This is a genomic window from Azonexus sp. R2A61, from assembly GCF_021401135.1.
In the GTDB taxonomy this organism is placed as follows: Bacteria; Pseudomonadota; Gammaproteobacteria; order Burkholderiales; family Rhodocyclaceae; genus Azonexus.
Genome location: NZ_JACBFO010000002.1, coordinates 502,512 through 517,357, shown reverse-complemented (window position 1 = coordinate 517,357; position 14,846 = coordinate 502,512). Strand labels below are relative to the sequence as shown.

The following is a 14,846-nucleotide window of genomic DNA, read 5'->3' as shown; positions in this document are numbered from 1 at the left end:
CGTTCAGCGGACGAGTTCGAGCAGCTTGGCGAAGGCTTCGTCGAACTGCCGGAGTCCGGCTGCCTGGAGCTCGTCGCCGACGCTGTCGAGCTCGATGCCGAGTGCGGCAATGCCGGCCAGTTGGGCTTCGGTGTCAGCCGGGCCGAGGCCGAGCGTGGCTGCCGCTTCGCCGTGGTCGCGGAAGGCTGCCAGCGTGGCGTCGGGAACGGTATTGACCGTGCCGTCGCCGATCAATTGTTCGACATAGACGACGTCGCGGTAGGCCGGGTTCTTCGACGATGTCGACGCCCACAGCAGCATCTGCTGGCGGGCACTGCCGGGCAGCGGCGGCAGCATCTGCCAGTCGGCGTAGGCCCGGCGGGCCATGGCGATTGCCGTCTTCCCCTGCAGTTCGGCCGGCAGCCGCGGGTCGAGCAGGCTATCCAGCCGGCTGATGAAGACGCTGGCCACCGAGGCGATGCGGTCGACCGGCTTGCCGGCCGAAAAACGCTGTTCGATGCCGCGGCGATAGGCCGCCTGAACGTCCGCCAGCTGCGCTGGCGAAAAAATCAGCGTGACATTGACGTTGATGCCGTCGGCGATCGCGCCGGCGATTGCCTCCAAACCGGCGGCGGTCGCCGGAATCTTGATCATCGCGTTCGGCCGGCCGATTTCCGCCCACAGGCGGCGGGCCGCGGCAAGGGTGCCGGCGGCATCGCTGGCCAGCGTCGGCGAGACTTCGAAGCTGACGAAACCGGCACGACCTTCGCTGCGCTCGTATTGCGGCAGGAACAGGTCACAGGCCCGTCGGACATCGGGCAGCGCGAGTGCCTCGAAGCGGCGTTCGGCATCGAGCGGACTGTCCTTGAGCGCGGCTGTTGCCGTCTGGTAGGCCGGATCGTTGCGGATCGCATTGAAGAAGATCGCCGGGTTCGAGGTGACGCCGGCGATGGCGTCGTCGGCGATCCAGTGTGCAAGTTCGCCCGAATCGATCAGCTGGCGGGACAGATTGTCGAGCCAGATCTGCTGGCCCAGGGCGGCAATGGCGGAAATTCGGGACATGCTTTTGGAAAGTTAGGACGAAACCCTCAGTCTAGCAGCCTGTGTGCATAAAGGACATTTATCCCCGTTTCGGTCGGACAAGCCTGTGGATAAGCTCGGGACAGCGGTGCCAAAGGTCTGTCCGGTAAGGGTTTTGCGGTCGACGCTCAATTTTTGGGCAAATTGCCTCGTCGACCGCAGGCAGCGGTGGCGCTGCAGTGAACTAACATATAAAATATATAAGACTTGCGCGAGCCGGAGCGGATCGGCGATTTTCCGAACCATCCGGCCGTCGCCGTTGTCGTAAAATACCGTTTTATCCCCTAGAGCAACCCTTTACGAAAGGAAGTCGCCGTGCTTGAAGCCTACCGCGCACACGTTGCCGAGCGTGCAGCCCTCGGTATCCCCCCGCTGCCGCTGTCCAAGCAACAGACCACCGAACTGGTCGCCCTGTTGAAGAATCCGCCCGCCGGCGAAGAAGCCTTTCTGGTCGAACTGCTGACCTTCCGTGTGCCGGCCGGTGTCGATGATGCCGCCAAGGTCAAGGCCGAATTCCTGGCCAAGGTGGCCAAGGGTGAACAAGCCTGTGCGCTGATTTCCAAGGAAAAGGCCACCGAACTGCTCGGCACCATGCTCGGCGGTTACAACGTCAAGCCGCTGATCGACCTGCTCGCCTGCCCGACCTGCGGCACCGTCGCCGCCGAAGGCCTGAAGAAGACCCTGCTGGTGTTCGATTATTTCCACGACGTCGCCGAGCTGGCCAAGGGCGGCAACGCCAACGCCAAGGCGGTCATGCAGTCGTGGGCCGACGCCGAGTGGTTCACCTCGCGTCCGGAAGTGCCGGCTTCGCAAAAGCTGACCGTCTTCAAGGTCACCGGCGAAACCAACACCGACGACCTGTCGCCCGCACCGGACGCCTGGTCGCGTCCCGACATCCCGCTGCACGCGCTGGCCATGCTGAAGAACCCGCGTCCGGGTATCGAAGCCGACGAGCCGGGTTCGCGCGGCCCGATCAAGCAACTGGAAAAGCTGGCCGCCAAGGGCAACCTGATCGCCTACGTCGGTGACGTGGTCGGTACCGGTTCTTCCCGCAAGTCCGCCACCAACTCCGTGCTGTGGTTCACCGGCGAAGACATTCCCTACGTGCCGAACAAGCGCTTCGGCGGCGTCTGCCTCGGTTCCAAGATCGCGCCGATCTTCTTCAACACGATGGAAGATGCCGGCGCCCTGCCGATCGAAATCGACGCCGGCCAGATGGACATGGGCGACGAGATCGAACTGAAGGTCGATGGCGCCACCGGCAAGGTCACCGCCCTCAAGAACGGTACCGTGATCGCCGAATCGCAACTGAAGACCCTGGTCATCCTCGACGAAGTCCGCGCGGGCGGCCGCATTCCGCTGATCATCGGCCGCGGCCTGACGACCAAGGCGCGTGAAGCCCTCGGCCTGCCGGCCTCGACCCTGTTCCGTCTGCCGCAGCAGCCGAATGATCCGGGCACCGGCTACTCGCTGGCCCAGAAGATGGTTGGTCGCGCCTGTGGCCTGCCGGAAGGCAAGGGCATTCTGCCGGGCACCTACTGCGAACCGAAGATGACCACCGTCGGCTCGCAAGACACCACCGGCCCGATGACCCGCGACGAACTGAAGGATCTGGCCTGCCTCGGCTTCTCCGCCGACCTGGTCATGCAGTCCTTCTGCCACACCGCCGCCTATCCGAAGCTGGTCGACGTGCGCATGCACCGCGAACTGCCGTCCTTCATCAGCACCCGTGGCGGCGTCTCGCTGCGTCCGGGCGACGGCGTCATCCACTCCTGGCTGAACCGCCTGCTGCTGCCGGATACCGTCGGTACCGGCGGTGACTCGCACACCCGTTTCCCGATCGGCATCTCCTTCCCCGCCGGTTCCGGTCTGGTCGCCTTTGCCGCCGCCACCGGCGTCATGCCGCTGGACATGCCGGAATCCGTGCTGGTCCGCTTCAAGGGCAAGATGCAGGACGGCATCACCCTGCGCGACCTGGTCAATGCCATCCCGTACTACGCGATCAAGGCCGGCCTGCTGACCGTCGAGAAGAAGGGCAAGAAGAACGTCTTCTCCGGCCGCATCCTGGAAATCGAAGGCCTGCCGGACCTCAAGGTCGAGCAAGCCTTCGAGCTCTCCGACGCTGCCGCCGAGCGTTCCGCCGCCGCCTGTACGGTCGCCCTGAACAAGGAGCCGATCGTCGAGTACATGCGTTCGAACATCACGCTGATGAAGTGGATGATCGCCGAAGGCTATCAGGATGCCCGTACGCTGAAGCGCCGCATCAAGTCGATGGAAGACTGGATCGCCAACGGCACGCTGCTCAAGGGTGACGCCGGCGCCCAGTACGCTGCTGTCATCGAGATCGACCTGGCCGAAGTCACCGAGCCGATCCTGGCCTGCCCGAACGACCCGGACGACGTCAAGCTGCTGTCCGAAGTCGCCGGCGACAAGATCGACGAAGTCTTCATCGGTTCGTGCATGACCAACATCGGCCACTTCCGTGCCGCCGGCAAGGTCCTCGAAGGCAAGGCCGACATCCCGACCCGCCTGTGGATCGCCCCGCCGACCAAGATGGACGCGCTGATCCTGACCGAAGAAGGCTACTACGGCGTGCTCGGCAAGTCCGGCGCCCGCATGGAAATGCCGGGCTGCTCGCTGTGCATGGGTAACCAGGCACAGATCCGCAAGGGCTCGACGGCGATTTCCACCTCGACCCGCAACTTCCCGAACCGTCTCGGCATCGACACCCGCGTCTACCTCGGCTCCGCCGAACTGGCGGCGATGTGCGCCCTGGCCGGCCGGATCGTGACGGTGCCGGAGTACATGGAGCAGATCAAGCTGGTCAATGCCAAGGCCGGTGAAGTCTATCGCTACATGAACTTCGACCAGATTCCGGAGTTCGTGGAAGTGGCAGAGACGGTCGAGATGTAATTTGCGAAAATCGGCCGGTTTTGCCGGTCGACCGCAGCAACATGAAAGCCCCTGTCGGGAAACCGGCGGGGGCTTTGTTCTGGACATTCGGGGACGCCCACGGTTGCTGTATACCTGTGGGATGTCCTAGGTACCCTGGCGAACGGTCGGGAATATAATCCCCGCATGCCCGGTCGTCATTCCGTACGCGGGCAGGAGTGGATATCGTCGATGAGCTATGAACTGATCTGGGAGCCGGAAGGCGTCGTCCAGCGCTACACCGGCATGCTGACGGCCGATTCATTGCTGGGTGCGACCAAGCGGGTGCACTGCGATCCCCGTTACGATCACGCACGCTACGTGATCGCCGATCTTTCCGCCATCGAAGGGCACAGCATGACGCCCATCGTCCTTACCGAACTGCTCGCGCATCTGTACGGTGCGCACGCCTCCCATCCCAACTGTCGCATGGTCTTCGTCACCGTCGACCGGCTGCTGGCGCTATTGATCGAACGCGTGTTGAAAACCTCGGACGACAAGTCCTACGAGGTCGAGATCATGCCCAGCGAAGCGGCGGCGCGCGACTGGCTGGCAAGCCAGCCGGCGCTGCATGCGATGAGCGACGTGATGGGCTTCCTTATTCGCTGAGTCTGGCCGCGCCAGGGAAACTTTCGTTTACTTGGCCGGCAGCAGGGTGAATTCGGCGGGAACCCAGGCATAGCCGCCCTTGGCTTCCTTGCGTACGTGACCGATGCCGGGGAAGGGCAGGTGCATGCCGGCCACCATCAGACGTTCCCGGGCGACCTGCGCAAAGATGCGCTTGCGCGTGGCGATCGCCTGTTTCTGATCAACGTCGAATTCCAGCGAAACTTCCGGTCTGGTGAATTGCACGGCGTGGTTGTGCACGATGTCGCCGAGCACCAGCAGGCGCTGCTCGCCACTGCGGAACAGGTAGCTGGCATGGCCCGGCGTATGGCCGTGCGTATTGACGCTGCTGACCCCGGGCGCCAGTTCCCGCTCGCCGTCGAAAGTCTTCCAGCGGCCGGCCGCCAGATACGGCGCTGCGGCGTCGCGCGACATCTTGAAAAAGCCCTGGGCTTCCTGCGGCGCTTGTGCGGCGATCGTCTCGCTGAGCCAGAAGTCGTTGTCGGCTTTGGCCGACCAGACCTCGGCATTGACGAAAACGCGCTGGCCGTCCGGTGTGACCAGACCGTTGACGTGGTCGCCGTGCAGGTGGGTGAGCAGTACCGTGTCGACCTGTTCCGGGCGATAGCCGGCGGCTTTCAGGTTGTCCACGATGTTGCCGAGCGTCGGCCCGAACAGTTTGGCGGCGCCGGCATCGACCAGGATCAGCCGCTGGCCGGTATTGACCAGATAGGCGTTGACCGCCGTCTGGACGGCAGGTCCCTGCAGGAACTCGCGGGCAAGCAGACGTTGCAGGTCGCGCTTGGCCACGCCCTTGAGCAGCTTTTCGTCGAGGGCGATGCTGCCATCGTAGAGCGCGGTGACTTCGAACTGGCCGAGCGCCAGACGGTAGTAACCGGGAACTTGCTGGTGTTGCAGCGGCGCTTCGGCGCGGGCGGCAAAGGGCAGCGCGAGTAGCGAGGCAAGGGCGAGTTGGCGCAGGAATCGGATCATGTCGTTTTTCTCCGTGGGTCGGGGAAGCGAGTATCCCATGCGGCCGGGCCGCGGGGATCAGTGAAAGGCGAACCAGCCGGCAGCGACGAAGCAGGCCAGCATCAGGTAGCCGGCCAGTCCACCGGCCAGCATGCGGCGGTCGCCCTGACGGCCGAGCGCCAGCATTTCGGTGACCGGTACGCGTCGACCGTAGCGGGCCTCGCCCTGTTCGCCGACGCGGATTGCGTACAGTGCAGCCGCCACCCCGAGCAGGATCAGCAGCGGTACCGGCCGGCCGGCATCGGCCAGCCAGAAACCGGCCAGCGCCAGCGCGAAGACGGTGATGCCGCGGATCAGGCGGTGCAGGTTCATGCCGGCCGCGATCCCATCGCTTCGCCCATGCGGACCGGCCGGGCCGGCGCCCACGCCGGGTTGAAGGCCAGGCGATCCTTCGGGAACAGCAGGACGACCGTCGAACCGAGCAGGAAACGGCCCATTTCCTGCCCCTTGGCCAGGTCGACCGCAGTATCGCCGGCGTAACGCCATTCGCGAACGACGCCGGGGCGCGGCGGATTGATCGTGCCCTGCCAGACGGTGGCCATGCTGCCGACGATCGTCGCGCCGACCAGGACCAGCGCGAACGGCCCGTCCTCGGTGTCGAACACGCAGACGACGCGTTCGTTGCGCGCGAACAGGCCGGGAACGCCGCGGGCGGTGGTCGGATTGACCGAGAACAGGGCGCCGGGCACGTGAATCATCCGGGTCAGCCGGCCGGCGCAGGGCATGTGGATGCGGTGGTAGTCGCGCGGGCTGAGATAGAGCGTGGCGAAGCTGCCGTTATCGAATTGCGCGGCAAGCTCACGGTCGCCGCCGAGCAGTGCGGCAGTCGAGTAGCGGTGGCCCTTGGCCTGGAAAATCTGGTCGCGTTCGATGTTGCCGAACTGGCTGATCGCGCCGTCTACCGGACACAGCAAATCGCTGTCGGCGAAAGGCCGGGCATCGGCCTTCAGCGCCCGCGTGAAGAAATCGTTGAAACTGGCGTAGGCGGCCGGGTCCGGATTGGCCGCTTCGCTCATGTCCACGCCGTAACGGCCGATGAACCAGCGGATGACCGAGGTGGTCAGCGCCCCGGCATGCGCCGAGGCCAGCCGTCCGGCGAGGACGGTCAGCGCCTGTTTCGGCAGCAGGTATTGGGGCAGGACGGCGAGACGGTCGAGAAGATCGGACAAGGCATTCACGTTTCTTGAGAGGGACCGGCAATTATACGGGCTGCTGCGGCGAAGCCCCAGTTGCCGCGTCGGAATTGCGGTCTGCCGGGCCGGCGGGCTACGTTTCATGACATTTTGGTCACCGACGGATACACGATGCTACGATCCTCGTGACATCGGGTGCGGCAGTCGGTCGTTATTCTGCACAAGGCGCTGCACCGAACGCAGCACCGAACATCGAACCCTCGTTTTCTCAAGGAGAAATACCATGCAAGTGACCAAGACCCTGATCGCCCTGACCGTTGCCGCCGGTTTCGCTTCCGCCGCCTTCGCCCAGAACGCCACGCCGGCCGAGACCGTTGCGCCGGCGGTTGCCGAGCAGAAGGCCGCGGCCGACAAGAAGGCCGATCACGCCAAGCATGACGTCAAGGCCAAGAAGGAAAAGAAGCATCACGAAGCCAAGGCCAAGAAGGAAGCCGCCAAGGATGAGGGCAAGGCGGAAGTCGCCAATACCATCGCGCCGGCACCGGCCAAGTAATTCGCCGGCGGGCGCGTTGCCCGCCAGACCGGGCCCCGGGGTTTGCCACCGGGGCTTTTTGTTGCCCGGAAATCCGGCGAATCCTGCGGTCGACCGCAGCGATCGGCGGATTTTTCAGATTTTCACGCCGCCGGTTCGCCGGCCGGCTCGAGCGGATTGCCGGCGACCAGGTCGCGCAGCCAGGCGCGGCGGATGCGGCGCGGGCAGAAGGTCCAGGCGACGATGCGGCTCTGCTTCTGGCCCTGGGCCATCGGCAGCACCTTGGTGTCGATGACGTGGGCGCGTTGCAGCGCGGCCTGGACGGCCGGCAGGTTGTCGGCCTTCGACAGCAGCGTGGTAAACCACAGCACGCGCTTCGGAATGCGGGCACTCTGTTCGATCATCGTCTGCACGAACTGGCGTTCGCCGCCCGGGCACCACAGTTCGAGATCGCCGCCGCCGAAGTTCAGTTGTCCCTTGGCGCCGGGTTTGCCGAGCTGGTTCCACTTGCGCCGGTTGGCGCTGGCCGCTTCGCCCGGCGAGCCGTGGAAGGGCGGATTGCACATCGCCAGTGTGAAGGTTTCGCCGCTGCGCAGCAGGCCGTCGAAGACGTTGGCAGCGACCGGCTGGTGGCGCAGTTCGATGCGTTTGCCGCTGGCCGGATTCTTGGTCAGGATGCGCGCGGCGTTGGCCAGCGCCGCTTGGTCGGTATCGGCGCCGAGGAAGGACCAGTCGTATTCGGCCAGGCCGAGCAGCGGATAGACCAGGCTGGCGCCGGTGCCGATGTCGAGCACGCGCATCTGCGGGCCGCGCGGGAAAACACCGTCGTATTCCTCGGCCAGCAGGTCGGCCAGCGCGTGCAGGTAATCGGCGCGGCCGGGAATCGGCGGGCACAGGTAGCCGGCCGGAATGTCCCAGCCATGCACGCCGTAGTGATGGATCAGCAGCGCGCGGTTGAGCGCCTTGACGGCGGCCGGGTTGGCGAAATCGATGCTTGGCGTGCCGGCCGGCGTGGTCTTCAGATATTTGGCGAGGCCGGCCGAACTGGCGCACAGGGCAGTGAAATCGTAGCCGTCGGCGTGCTGGTTGCGCGGATGCATGGCGTTTTCCGGAAAGGGGCCGCGATTGTCCCACGTGTCGCAAGCGCGACAAAGGCATTTGCGGTCAACCGGCTGATTTTCCGCATTTTTCCGGCGTCGACCGCATGGCATGAAACTGGCTGGGAGAGGCCGGTATCCATTGCCCGGGAGGCAGCCGATGAAGCTCTCCATCGACCGCCGGCACATCGAACCGATGATGCTGGCGTTTCCGCGTCTGGTGTATCTGCGCGAGCAGTTGCGTTTCGGCAATCGCGTCGAGATCCCCTTCAACCAGATCGAGCCGGCCGAACTCGACCTGCTGCTCGACCGCTATCGCGCCGCCGACCGCGAACTGCGGGCGCAGGCCGCGCAGATCGAGACGCTGCGCAACGCGCTGGCCTTCACCGGCAAGCGTTTCGAGCCGGAGGAGCTGGAAATGGCCGTGCCGGCCATCGCCCGTTATCTGGCCGAGGACGCCGAGCGCGGCTGGGTGTTTTCCGCCGCCGTCACCGGCAAGCCGCTGGCCTGGGTGGTCGCCCGCCTCGACTACACGCCGCCGTCGGAAGAGGAGAGCGGCAAGATCTACGTCGAGCTGAAGGCCAATTCGCGGGCCAAGATGGCGGTGCACACGCTGCGCATCTCCGGCCCCGACATCGCCGGTCGCACGGTCGCCGAAATCCTCGCCGCCAAGGGCTACGTCAAGGAAACGCCGGCCCTGATCGCCGCCTACGAGGAAGGCGCCGTGCGTTATTTCGACTGGCGGGCGCAGTATGGCGGGCAGTTTTCCGGCACCGGCACCGGCTGGTTTTCGGAGAATCCGACGGCGACGCACCGCGACACCGATTTCGCCCGGAAGGACCAGATCATCCTGTCCTCCACCGGTGGCGCGGCGCGCCTGGTCAACGACGAGAGCATCCTCGGCGACCGCGTGCTGACGATGGATGCGACCGGCGACATCCTGGCCAAGTTCGTGCGCCGCGTGCAGCGCAACTCGCGCCTGTCCGGCAAGGAAGAGGCCGAGGTTGAGGAAACCCAGGCCGAGCTGGGCAAGGAGAAGAACCTGTTCACCGAACTGCCGGTGCATTTCTTCATCCTGATGTTCCACCTCGACCTGCACCACTACGTCTGGGTGCACGTCGACGACCTGCAGCCCTACGCCTACCAGCCGGAGCTGAAGGACAAGCTGGTGCTGCCGCCCGAGCAGACCGACCTGATCGACATCCTGACCGCCGAGATGGACGTGCTGATGGACGACATCGTGGCCGGCAAGTCGGGCGGCACGACGGTGCTCTGCGCCGGCCCGCCGGGGGTCGGCAAGACGCTGACCGCCGAGGTGTACGCCGAGATCATCCGCCGGCCGCTGTACCGCGTGCATTCCGGCCAGCTCGGGCTGAACGTCGCGGCGATGGAGACGGCCTTGAAGGAAGTGCTGACGCGCGCCCAGCGCTGGGGCGCGGTGATGCTGATCGACGAGGCCGACGTGTACATCAAGCGGCGCGACGACAACATCACGATGAACGCGGTGGTCGGCGTCTTCCTGCGTGTGCTGGAGTATTTCAACGGTCTGCTGTTCCTGACGACCAACCGAGTGGATGATATCGACGAGGCCATCGTCTCGCGCTGCATCGCGCTGATCCGCTTCCATCCGCCGGAACGCGCCGACCGCCTGAAAATCTGGGGCGTCATGGCGCAGCAGTTCGGGCTGGCGGTTGAACCGGCGCTGCTCGACCGGTTGCCGGATATCTTCCCGCAGGCTTCCGGGCGCGACATCAAGGGCCTGGCCAAGCTGGTGTCGAAATACTGCAGCCAGAAGGCGGTGCCGCCGAGCGAAGAGGTTTTCCGTCGCTGCTCGATGTTCCGCGCGCTCGACCAGGCGGAATTGTCGGCCTGAGCGGTTTTTCGGCAATGCCTGCGGTCGACCGCGGCAGGCGGCCTAAAATGCCGCCATGTCCACCACCGACGATTCCCTTGACGCCGCCACCGCGCTGAACGAACTGTTCGCCGAGGGCAACCGGCGTTTAGGCATCGGCGACGCGCCGGGCGCCGCGGCAGCTTTCCGCGCCGCGCTCGAATGGGCGCCGATGCAGCCCGAACTGCATGCCAACCTGGCTTTCGCGCTGGAAGCCTCGGGCGCGTCGGACGAGGCGGCGGCGGCCTACCGGCAGGCGCGGGCGCTGGCGCCGGAAATCGCCCAGATCGCGATCAACTTCGGCGCTTTTCTGGTCGACCGGCGGCAATTTGCCGAGGCCGAGGCGGTGTACCGCGACAGCCTGCAGCGTCACCCGCAGGTGCCCGGCCTGTGGTCCAACTACGGGGCGTTGCTGACCTGCCAGCAGCGCGAAGACGAGGCCGAACGCTGCTACCGGACCGCCCTCGAACTCGACCCCGGTCACGCCGGCGCCAGCTTCAACCTGGCCTACCTGCTGCTGCGTCAGGGCCGATGGGAGGAGGGCTGGCGGCGGCTCGAAGCGCGCGACTGGTACGCCCGGCTCGATGCCGAGCTCGGCCTGCCGCGCTGGCGTGGCGAGGCGCTGGCCGGCAAGTCGCTGCTGATCGGCCTGGAAGCGGGGCACGGCGACATGATCCAGTTCTGCCGCTACGCCGCGCAGTTGAAACAGGCCGGTGCGGCGCGTGTCTCGGTGCTTTGCCATCCGGCGCTGAAAACCCTGTTCGCGGCCGGTCTGGACGGCGTCGACGACGCGCTGGCGCCCGGCGATCCCGTACCGGACGGTGTCGTCTGGGATTACTGGGCGCCGCCGCTCAGCCTGCCATTTCACTTCGCCACGCGCGTCGACCGCGTGCCGGCCGAATTGCCCTATCTGCAGGCCGATGCCGCACGCATCGCGCAATGGTCGGCGGCGCTCGGCCCGGCCGACGGCCGGCTGCGCGTCGGTCTGGCCTGGAAAGGCAGTCGCGGTTTCGAGAACGATGGCGAGCGCTCATTGCCGTCGCTTACCGTGCTGGCGCCTCTCGGCGACGTGCCGGGGGTGCGCTTCGTCAGCCTGCAGAAAGGTCAGGGCGAGGACGAACTGGCCGATCCGCCGTTCCCCTTGCTCGATCTCGGCACCCGGGTCGGCGATTTCGCCGATACCGCGGCCGTCGTCAGCCAGCTCGATCTGCTGATCGCCGTCGATACCGCGGTCGCCCATCTCGCCGGCGCGCTCGGCAAGCCGGTCTGGCTGCTGCTGCCGGACTACAAGACCGACTGGCGCTGGCTCACCGGGCGCGACGACAGCCCGTGGTACCCGGGCGCCATGCGCCTGTTCCGCCAGCCGGCCGGCGGCGGCTGGGCGGCGGTGGTGGCGGCCTTGCGGACGGCCCTGGCCCAGCGCTCGGCGGCATCCGCTGCTGCGGTCGACTAATCGGTTTCGATTATTTCCCTAGCCGGACGACCGAATGGGCGCCGGCAGCGGCTTCTCCTAGACTCGGTGCGAACCAGATGAAAAGGGAGAAACAGCATGCAATACCAAATCAAGGGAAATCGGCGCGACTGGCCGACGGTCGGCGCCATCGTGCGCCGGCTGGCCGGCGGCGCGCTGCTCGGCCTGTCGTTGTTGGGCGGCACGGCCGCGGCGACGACGGCCGATGCGTCGACCATCGAACGCGGTCGCTACCTCGCCCAGCTGGGCGACTGCGTGGCCTGCCACACGACCGAAAAAGGCACGCCGATGGCCGGCGGCCGGGCGCTGGAAACGCCGTTCGGCAAGCTTTACTCGACCAACATCACGCCGGACAAGGAAACCGGCATCGGCAACTACAGCTTCGAGCAGTTCGACCGCGCGATGCGCAAGGGCGTCGCCGCCGACGGGCACAACCTGTATCCGGCGATGCCTTATCCGTCCTACGCCAAGATGACCGGCGAAGACATGCAGGCGCTCTACGCCTACCTGATGCAGGGCCTCGAAGCGGTCAAGCAGTCGAACAAGCCGGATGAAATGAAGTGGCCGTTCAGCATGCGCTGGGGCCTGGCGATCTGGAATTGGCTGTTCCTCGACGACACGCCTTATCAGCCGAACACCGGCAAGGACGAAACCTGGAACCGCGGCGCCTATCTGGTGCAGGGCCTCGGCCACTGCGGCGCCTGCCATACGCCGCGCGGCCTGCTATTCCAGGAGAAGGCGATGAGCGACGCCGGCAGCAAGGGCGACTATTTCCTGGCCGGCGAGACGGTCGAGCACTGGCGCGCACTCAGTCTGCGCAACCTGTGGACGGTCGACGACACGGCGCTGTTCCTGAAGACCGGGCAGAACCGCTTTGCCACCGCCTCCGGCAACATGACCGAAGTAATCATGCACAGCACGCAGCATTTCAGCGATGCCGATCTGGTCGCCGTCGCCACCTACCTCAAGTCGCTGCCGCCGGGGCCGTACGACAAGCCGCTGCCGGCCGGTGCACCGCAGCCGGCGGTGGTTGCCCACGTGCCGGACACGCTGTTCAGCAGCCGCGGCGGTCTCGGTTACATCCAGTTCTGCGGCGACTGTCACCGCGCCGACGGTGGCGGTGTGGCGAAAATCTTCCCGACGCTGGCCGGCAATCCGACGGTATTGTCGAAGGACGCCTCGACGCTGGTGCACATCATGCTGACCGGCGGCCAGACCGCGGCCACCGCCGCCCATCCGCGCGTCTTCACGATGCCGGCCTTCGCCCGCCTGAGCGATCAGGAACTGGCTGAAATCCTGAGCTTCGTCCGCGCCAGCTGGGGCGACGGCGCACCTGCGGTCGACGCCGCGCTGGTGGCAAAAATGCGTGCCGCACTCGATCCGCAGACCACCGATTCGAGCAAGTTCGACACGCCGCGCCTGGCCGACATGCTGAAGGAAGCCAACGCCGATCAACTGGTGCGCGGCATGCGCCTGAACCTGGAAACCAAGGACCTGCTGCCGGAACACGTTGGCGATCAGCTCAACTGCAGCAGTTGCCACCTGAACGCCGGCACCGTTGCCGATGGCTCGCCGTATGTCGGCGTCTCCGCCTTCTTCCCCAGCTACGGCGCGCGGGCGGGCAAGGTGATCACGCTGGAAGACCGGATCAACGGCTGTTTCCGCCGCTCGATGAACGGCAAGCCGCTGGCCAAGGATTCGCCGGACCTGAAGGCGATGGTTGCCTACTTCGACTGGATGAAGCGCGAGACCAAGCCGGAAGACAAGGTGGCCGGGCGCGGCATCGGCAAGATCGACCGCAGCATCGTGCCCGATCCGGAAAACGGCAAGAAGATTTACGCCGACCAGTGCGCGGTCTGCCACGGCGACAACGGCGAAGGCCTGCGCAATGCCGCCGGCAAGATGGTCTATCCGCCGCTGTGGGGCGACGAATCGTTCAACATCGGCGCCGGCATGGCCCGCACCTACACCGCCGCGGCCTTCGTCAAGCGCAACATGCCGATCGGCTTCCACGGCAAGTTCCCGCTCGGCCAGGGCGGCCTCAGCGACCAGGAATCGGTCGATGTGGCCGAATACTTCAGCCACCAGCCGCGGCCGGACTTCCCGGACAAGGTCAAGGACTGGCCGAAGGATCCGAAGCCGTCCGACGCCCGTTACTGAGCCTCTCCCCCTCGTAGCAGCTTTCCGCCCCGGCAACGGGGCGGTTTTTCTTGTGCAGCTGCGGTCGACCGCAGCAATCCGCCTTTTTTCAGATCGCCAGCCGGGTTTCGTCGAGCAGCGCCAGCACCACCGAAGCGCCGACGGCATCCTCGGGGTCCATCGCGACGACGCGGGCGATCATCGCGTCGGCCTTGTCCGGTTCGCCGGCCCGTAAATGGATGAAGGCCAGCCCCTTCAGCGCGGCCAGCGCATAGCCCGGCGCGGCCTTCCATTGCAGCCAGTTGTCGGACAAACCGGCCTGGCGGGCGGCAGCGCCGACCCAGGCGCGCGCGGCGGTCAACGCCCTGTCGAATTGTCGACAACGGTTGTAGTGTTTGACCAGGCAGCGGTGTGCCGGCAGGGCGTCCGGCGCCAGCGAGAGTGCGGCGAGAAACAGGCGCTCGGCCAGCGCCCGGTCGCTGAAATGGGCGGCAACGCCTTCCTGGAGCAGGTGATCGACTTCGGCCGGCAGGGCGCCGAAGTCGATCTTGTCGTCTTCATCGAACATGTTGTGTGTGAGCGCTGACGAGGGGATGATCCGCCTGTCAAGCAACAAGCATGCACAGTCGATATCTCCGGGAGTTCACATGTTTCTCGCCATGAACCGTTTCCGCATCGTCCCCGGCAAGGAGGACGATTTCGTCGCCCACTGGCGCAACCGCAACAGCTATCTGAGCGAAGTGCCCGGTTTCGTCTCCTTCAACCTGCTGCGCGGCGATACCGACGAGGTACGCACGCTGTTCGCCTCGCACACGGTGTGGGAATCCGAGCAGGCCTTCGCCGACTGGACTAAGTCCGACGCCTTCCGCAAGGCGCACATGCAGGCCGGCCAGTCGCCGCGCGATTTCTACCTCGGCCCGCCGCAACTCGAACTGTTCGAAGCGGTGCTCTGATC

Annotated in this window: 13 protein-coding genes; 7 read left to right on the top strand and 6 right to left on the bottom strand. The window is 65.8% G+C overall.

All coding sequences use genetic code 11. From position 1 onward, the window contains the following. Positions 1-3: 3 nt before the first annotated feature. Positions 4-1,041 carry a transaldolase gene (tal, locus tag L0962_RS07525; RefSeq protein ID WP_234085738.1) on the bottom strand — a complete coding sequence of 346 codons (1,038 nt, stop codon included), beginning with the start codon at positions 1,039-1,041 and terminating at the stop codon, positions 4-6. A gap of 333 nt (positions 1,042-1,374) precedes the next feature. Between tal and L0962_RS07520 the strand changes: the two genes are divergently transcribed. Next, complete coding sequence (locus L0962_RS07520; protein ID WP_234085737.1) at positions 1,375-3,972, top strand: bifunctional aconitate hydratase 2/2-methylisocitrate dehydratase; 2,598 nt, start codon at positions 1,375-1,377, stop codon at positions 3,970-3,972. Positions 3,973-4,182: 210 nt separating this feature from the next. Then, positions 4,183-4,599, top strand: coding sequence for a hypothetical protein (locus L0962_RS07515; protein ID WP_234085736.1), 417 nt, complete (start codon positions 4,183-4,185; stop codon positions 4,597-4,599). Between the two features lie 27 nt (positions 4,600-4,626). Here the strand turns inward: L0962_RS07515 and L0962_RS07510 are convergent, their stop codons facing one another. Genes L0962_RS07510 through asd form a run of 3 tightly spaced genes read right to left on the bottom strand, consistent with a single transcriptional unit; the run spans position 4,627 to position 6,797 of the window. Beyond that, entirely contained in the window at positions 4,627-5,589 is a 963-nt protein-coding gene (locus tag L0962_RS07510; RefSeq protein WP_234085735.1) for an MBL fold metallo-hydrolase, read from the bottom strand. A gap of 57 nt (positions 5,590-5,646) precedes the next feature. Continuing rightward, a complete protein-coding gene (locus tag L0962_RS07505) occupies positions 5,647-5,940 on the bottom strand; it encodes a hypothetical protein (protein ID WP_234085734.1) in 294 nt (97 codons plus the stop codon). Then, positions 5,937-6,797, bottom strand: a complete 861-nt coding sequence (asd, locus tag L0962_RS07500) for an archaetidylserine decarboxylase (protein WP_234085733.1) — start codon at positions 6,795-6,797, stop codon at positions 5,937-5,939. Before asd ends, L0962_RS07505 begins: the two co-directional genes overlap by 4 nt. A gap of 247 nt (positions 6,798-7,044) precedes the next feature. Between asd and L0962_RS07495 the strand changes: the two genes are divergently transcribed. Continuing rightward, positions 7,045-7,314: an amine oxidase gene (locus tag L0962_RS07495; protein WP_234085732.1), complete on the top strand. Its 270-nt coding sequence runs from the start codon at positions 7,045-7,047 to the stop codon at positions 7,312-7,314. Between the two features lie 122 nt (positions 7,315-7,436). On the opposite strand, the gene rlmF is transcribed toward L0962_RS07495, so the two are convergent. Beyond that, positions 7,437-8,393: a 23S rRNA (adenine(1618)-N(6))-methyltransferase RlmF gene (rlmF, locus tag L0962_RS07490; protein ID WP_234085731.1), complete on the bottom strand. Its 957-nt coding sequence runs from the start codon at positions 8,391-8,393 to the stop codon at positions 7,437-7,439. 157 nt (positions 8,394-8,550) lie between these two features. Here rlmF and L0962_RS07485 point away from each other — a divergent pair, with 157 nt between their 5' ends. The 3 genes from L0962_RS07485 (at position 8,551) to L0962_RS07475 (ending at position 13,912) form a co-directional block, all read left to right on the top strand. Then, positions 8,551-10,263 carry an ATP-binding protein gene (locus L0962_RS07485; RefSeq protein ID WP_234085730.1) on the top strand — a complete coding sequence of 571 codons (1,713 nt, stop codon included), beginning with the start codon at positions 8,551-8,553 and terminating at the stop codon, positions 10,261-10,263. A 55-nt stretch (positions 10,264-10,318) separates the two neighbouring features. Beyond that, positions 10,319-11,734, top strand: coding sequence for a tetratricopeptide repeat protein (locus tag L0962_RS07480; protein WP_234085729.1), 1,416 nt, complete (start codon positions 10,319-10,321; stop codon positions 11,732-11,734). Positions 11,735-11,830: 96 nt separating this feature from the next. Beyond that, complete coding sequence (locus tag L0962_RS07475; protein WP_234085728.1) at positions 11,831-13,912, top strand: c-type cytochrome; 2,082 nt, start codon at positions 11,831-11,833, stop codon at positions 13,910-13,912. A gap of 88 nt (positions 13,913-14,000) precedes the next feature. On the opposite strand, the gene L0962_RS07470 is transcribed toward L0962_RS07475, so the two are convergent. After that, positions 14,001-14,459 carry a hypothetical protein gene (locus L0962_RS07470; protein WP_234085727.1) on the bottom strand — a complete coding sequence of 153 codons (459 nt, stop codon included), beginning with the start codon at positions 14,457-14,459 and terminating at the stop codon, positions 14,001-14,003. Positions 14,460-14,538: 79 nt separating this feature from the next. On the opposite strand from L0962_RS07470, the gene L0962_RS07465 reads away from it, so the two are divergent. Further along, positions 14,539-14,844 (top strand): antibiotic biosynthesis monooxygenase, encoded by a 306-nt coding sequence (locus L0962_RS07465; protein WP_234085726.1) that lies wholly within the window; start codon positions 14,539-14,541, stop codon positions 14,842-14,844. Positions 14,845-14,846: the final 2 nt, after the last annotated feature.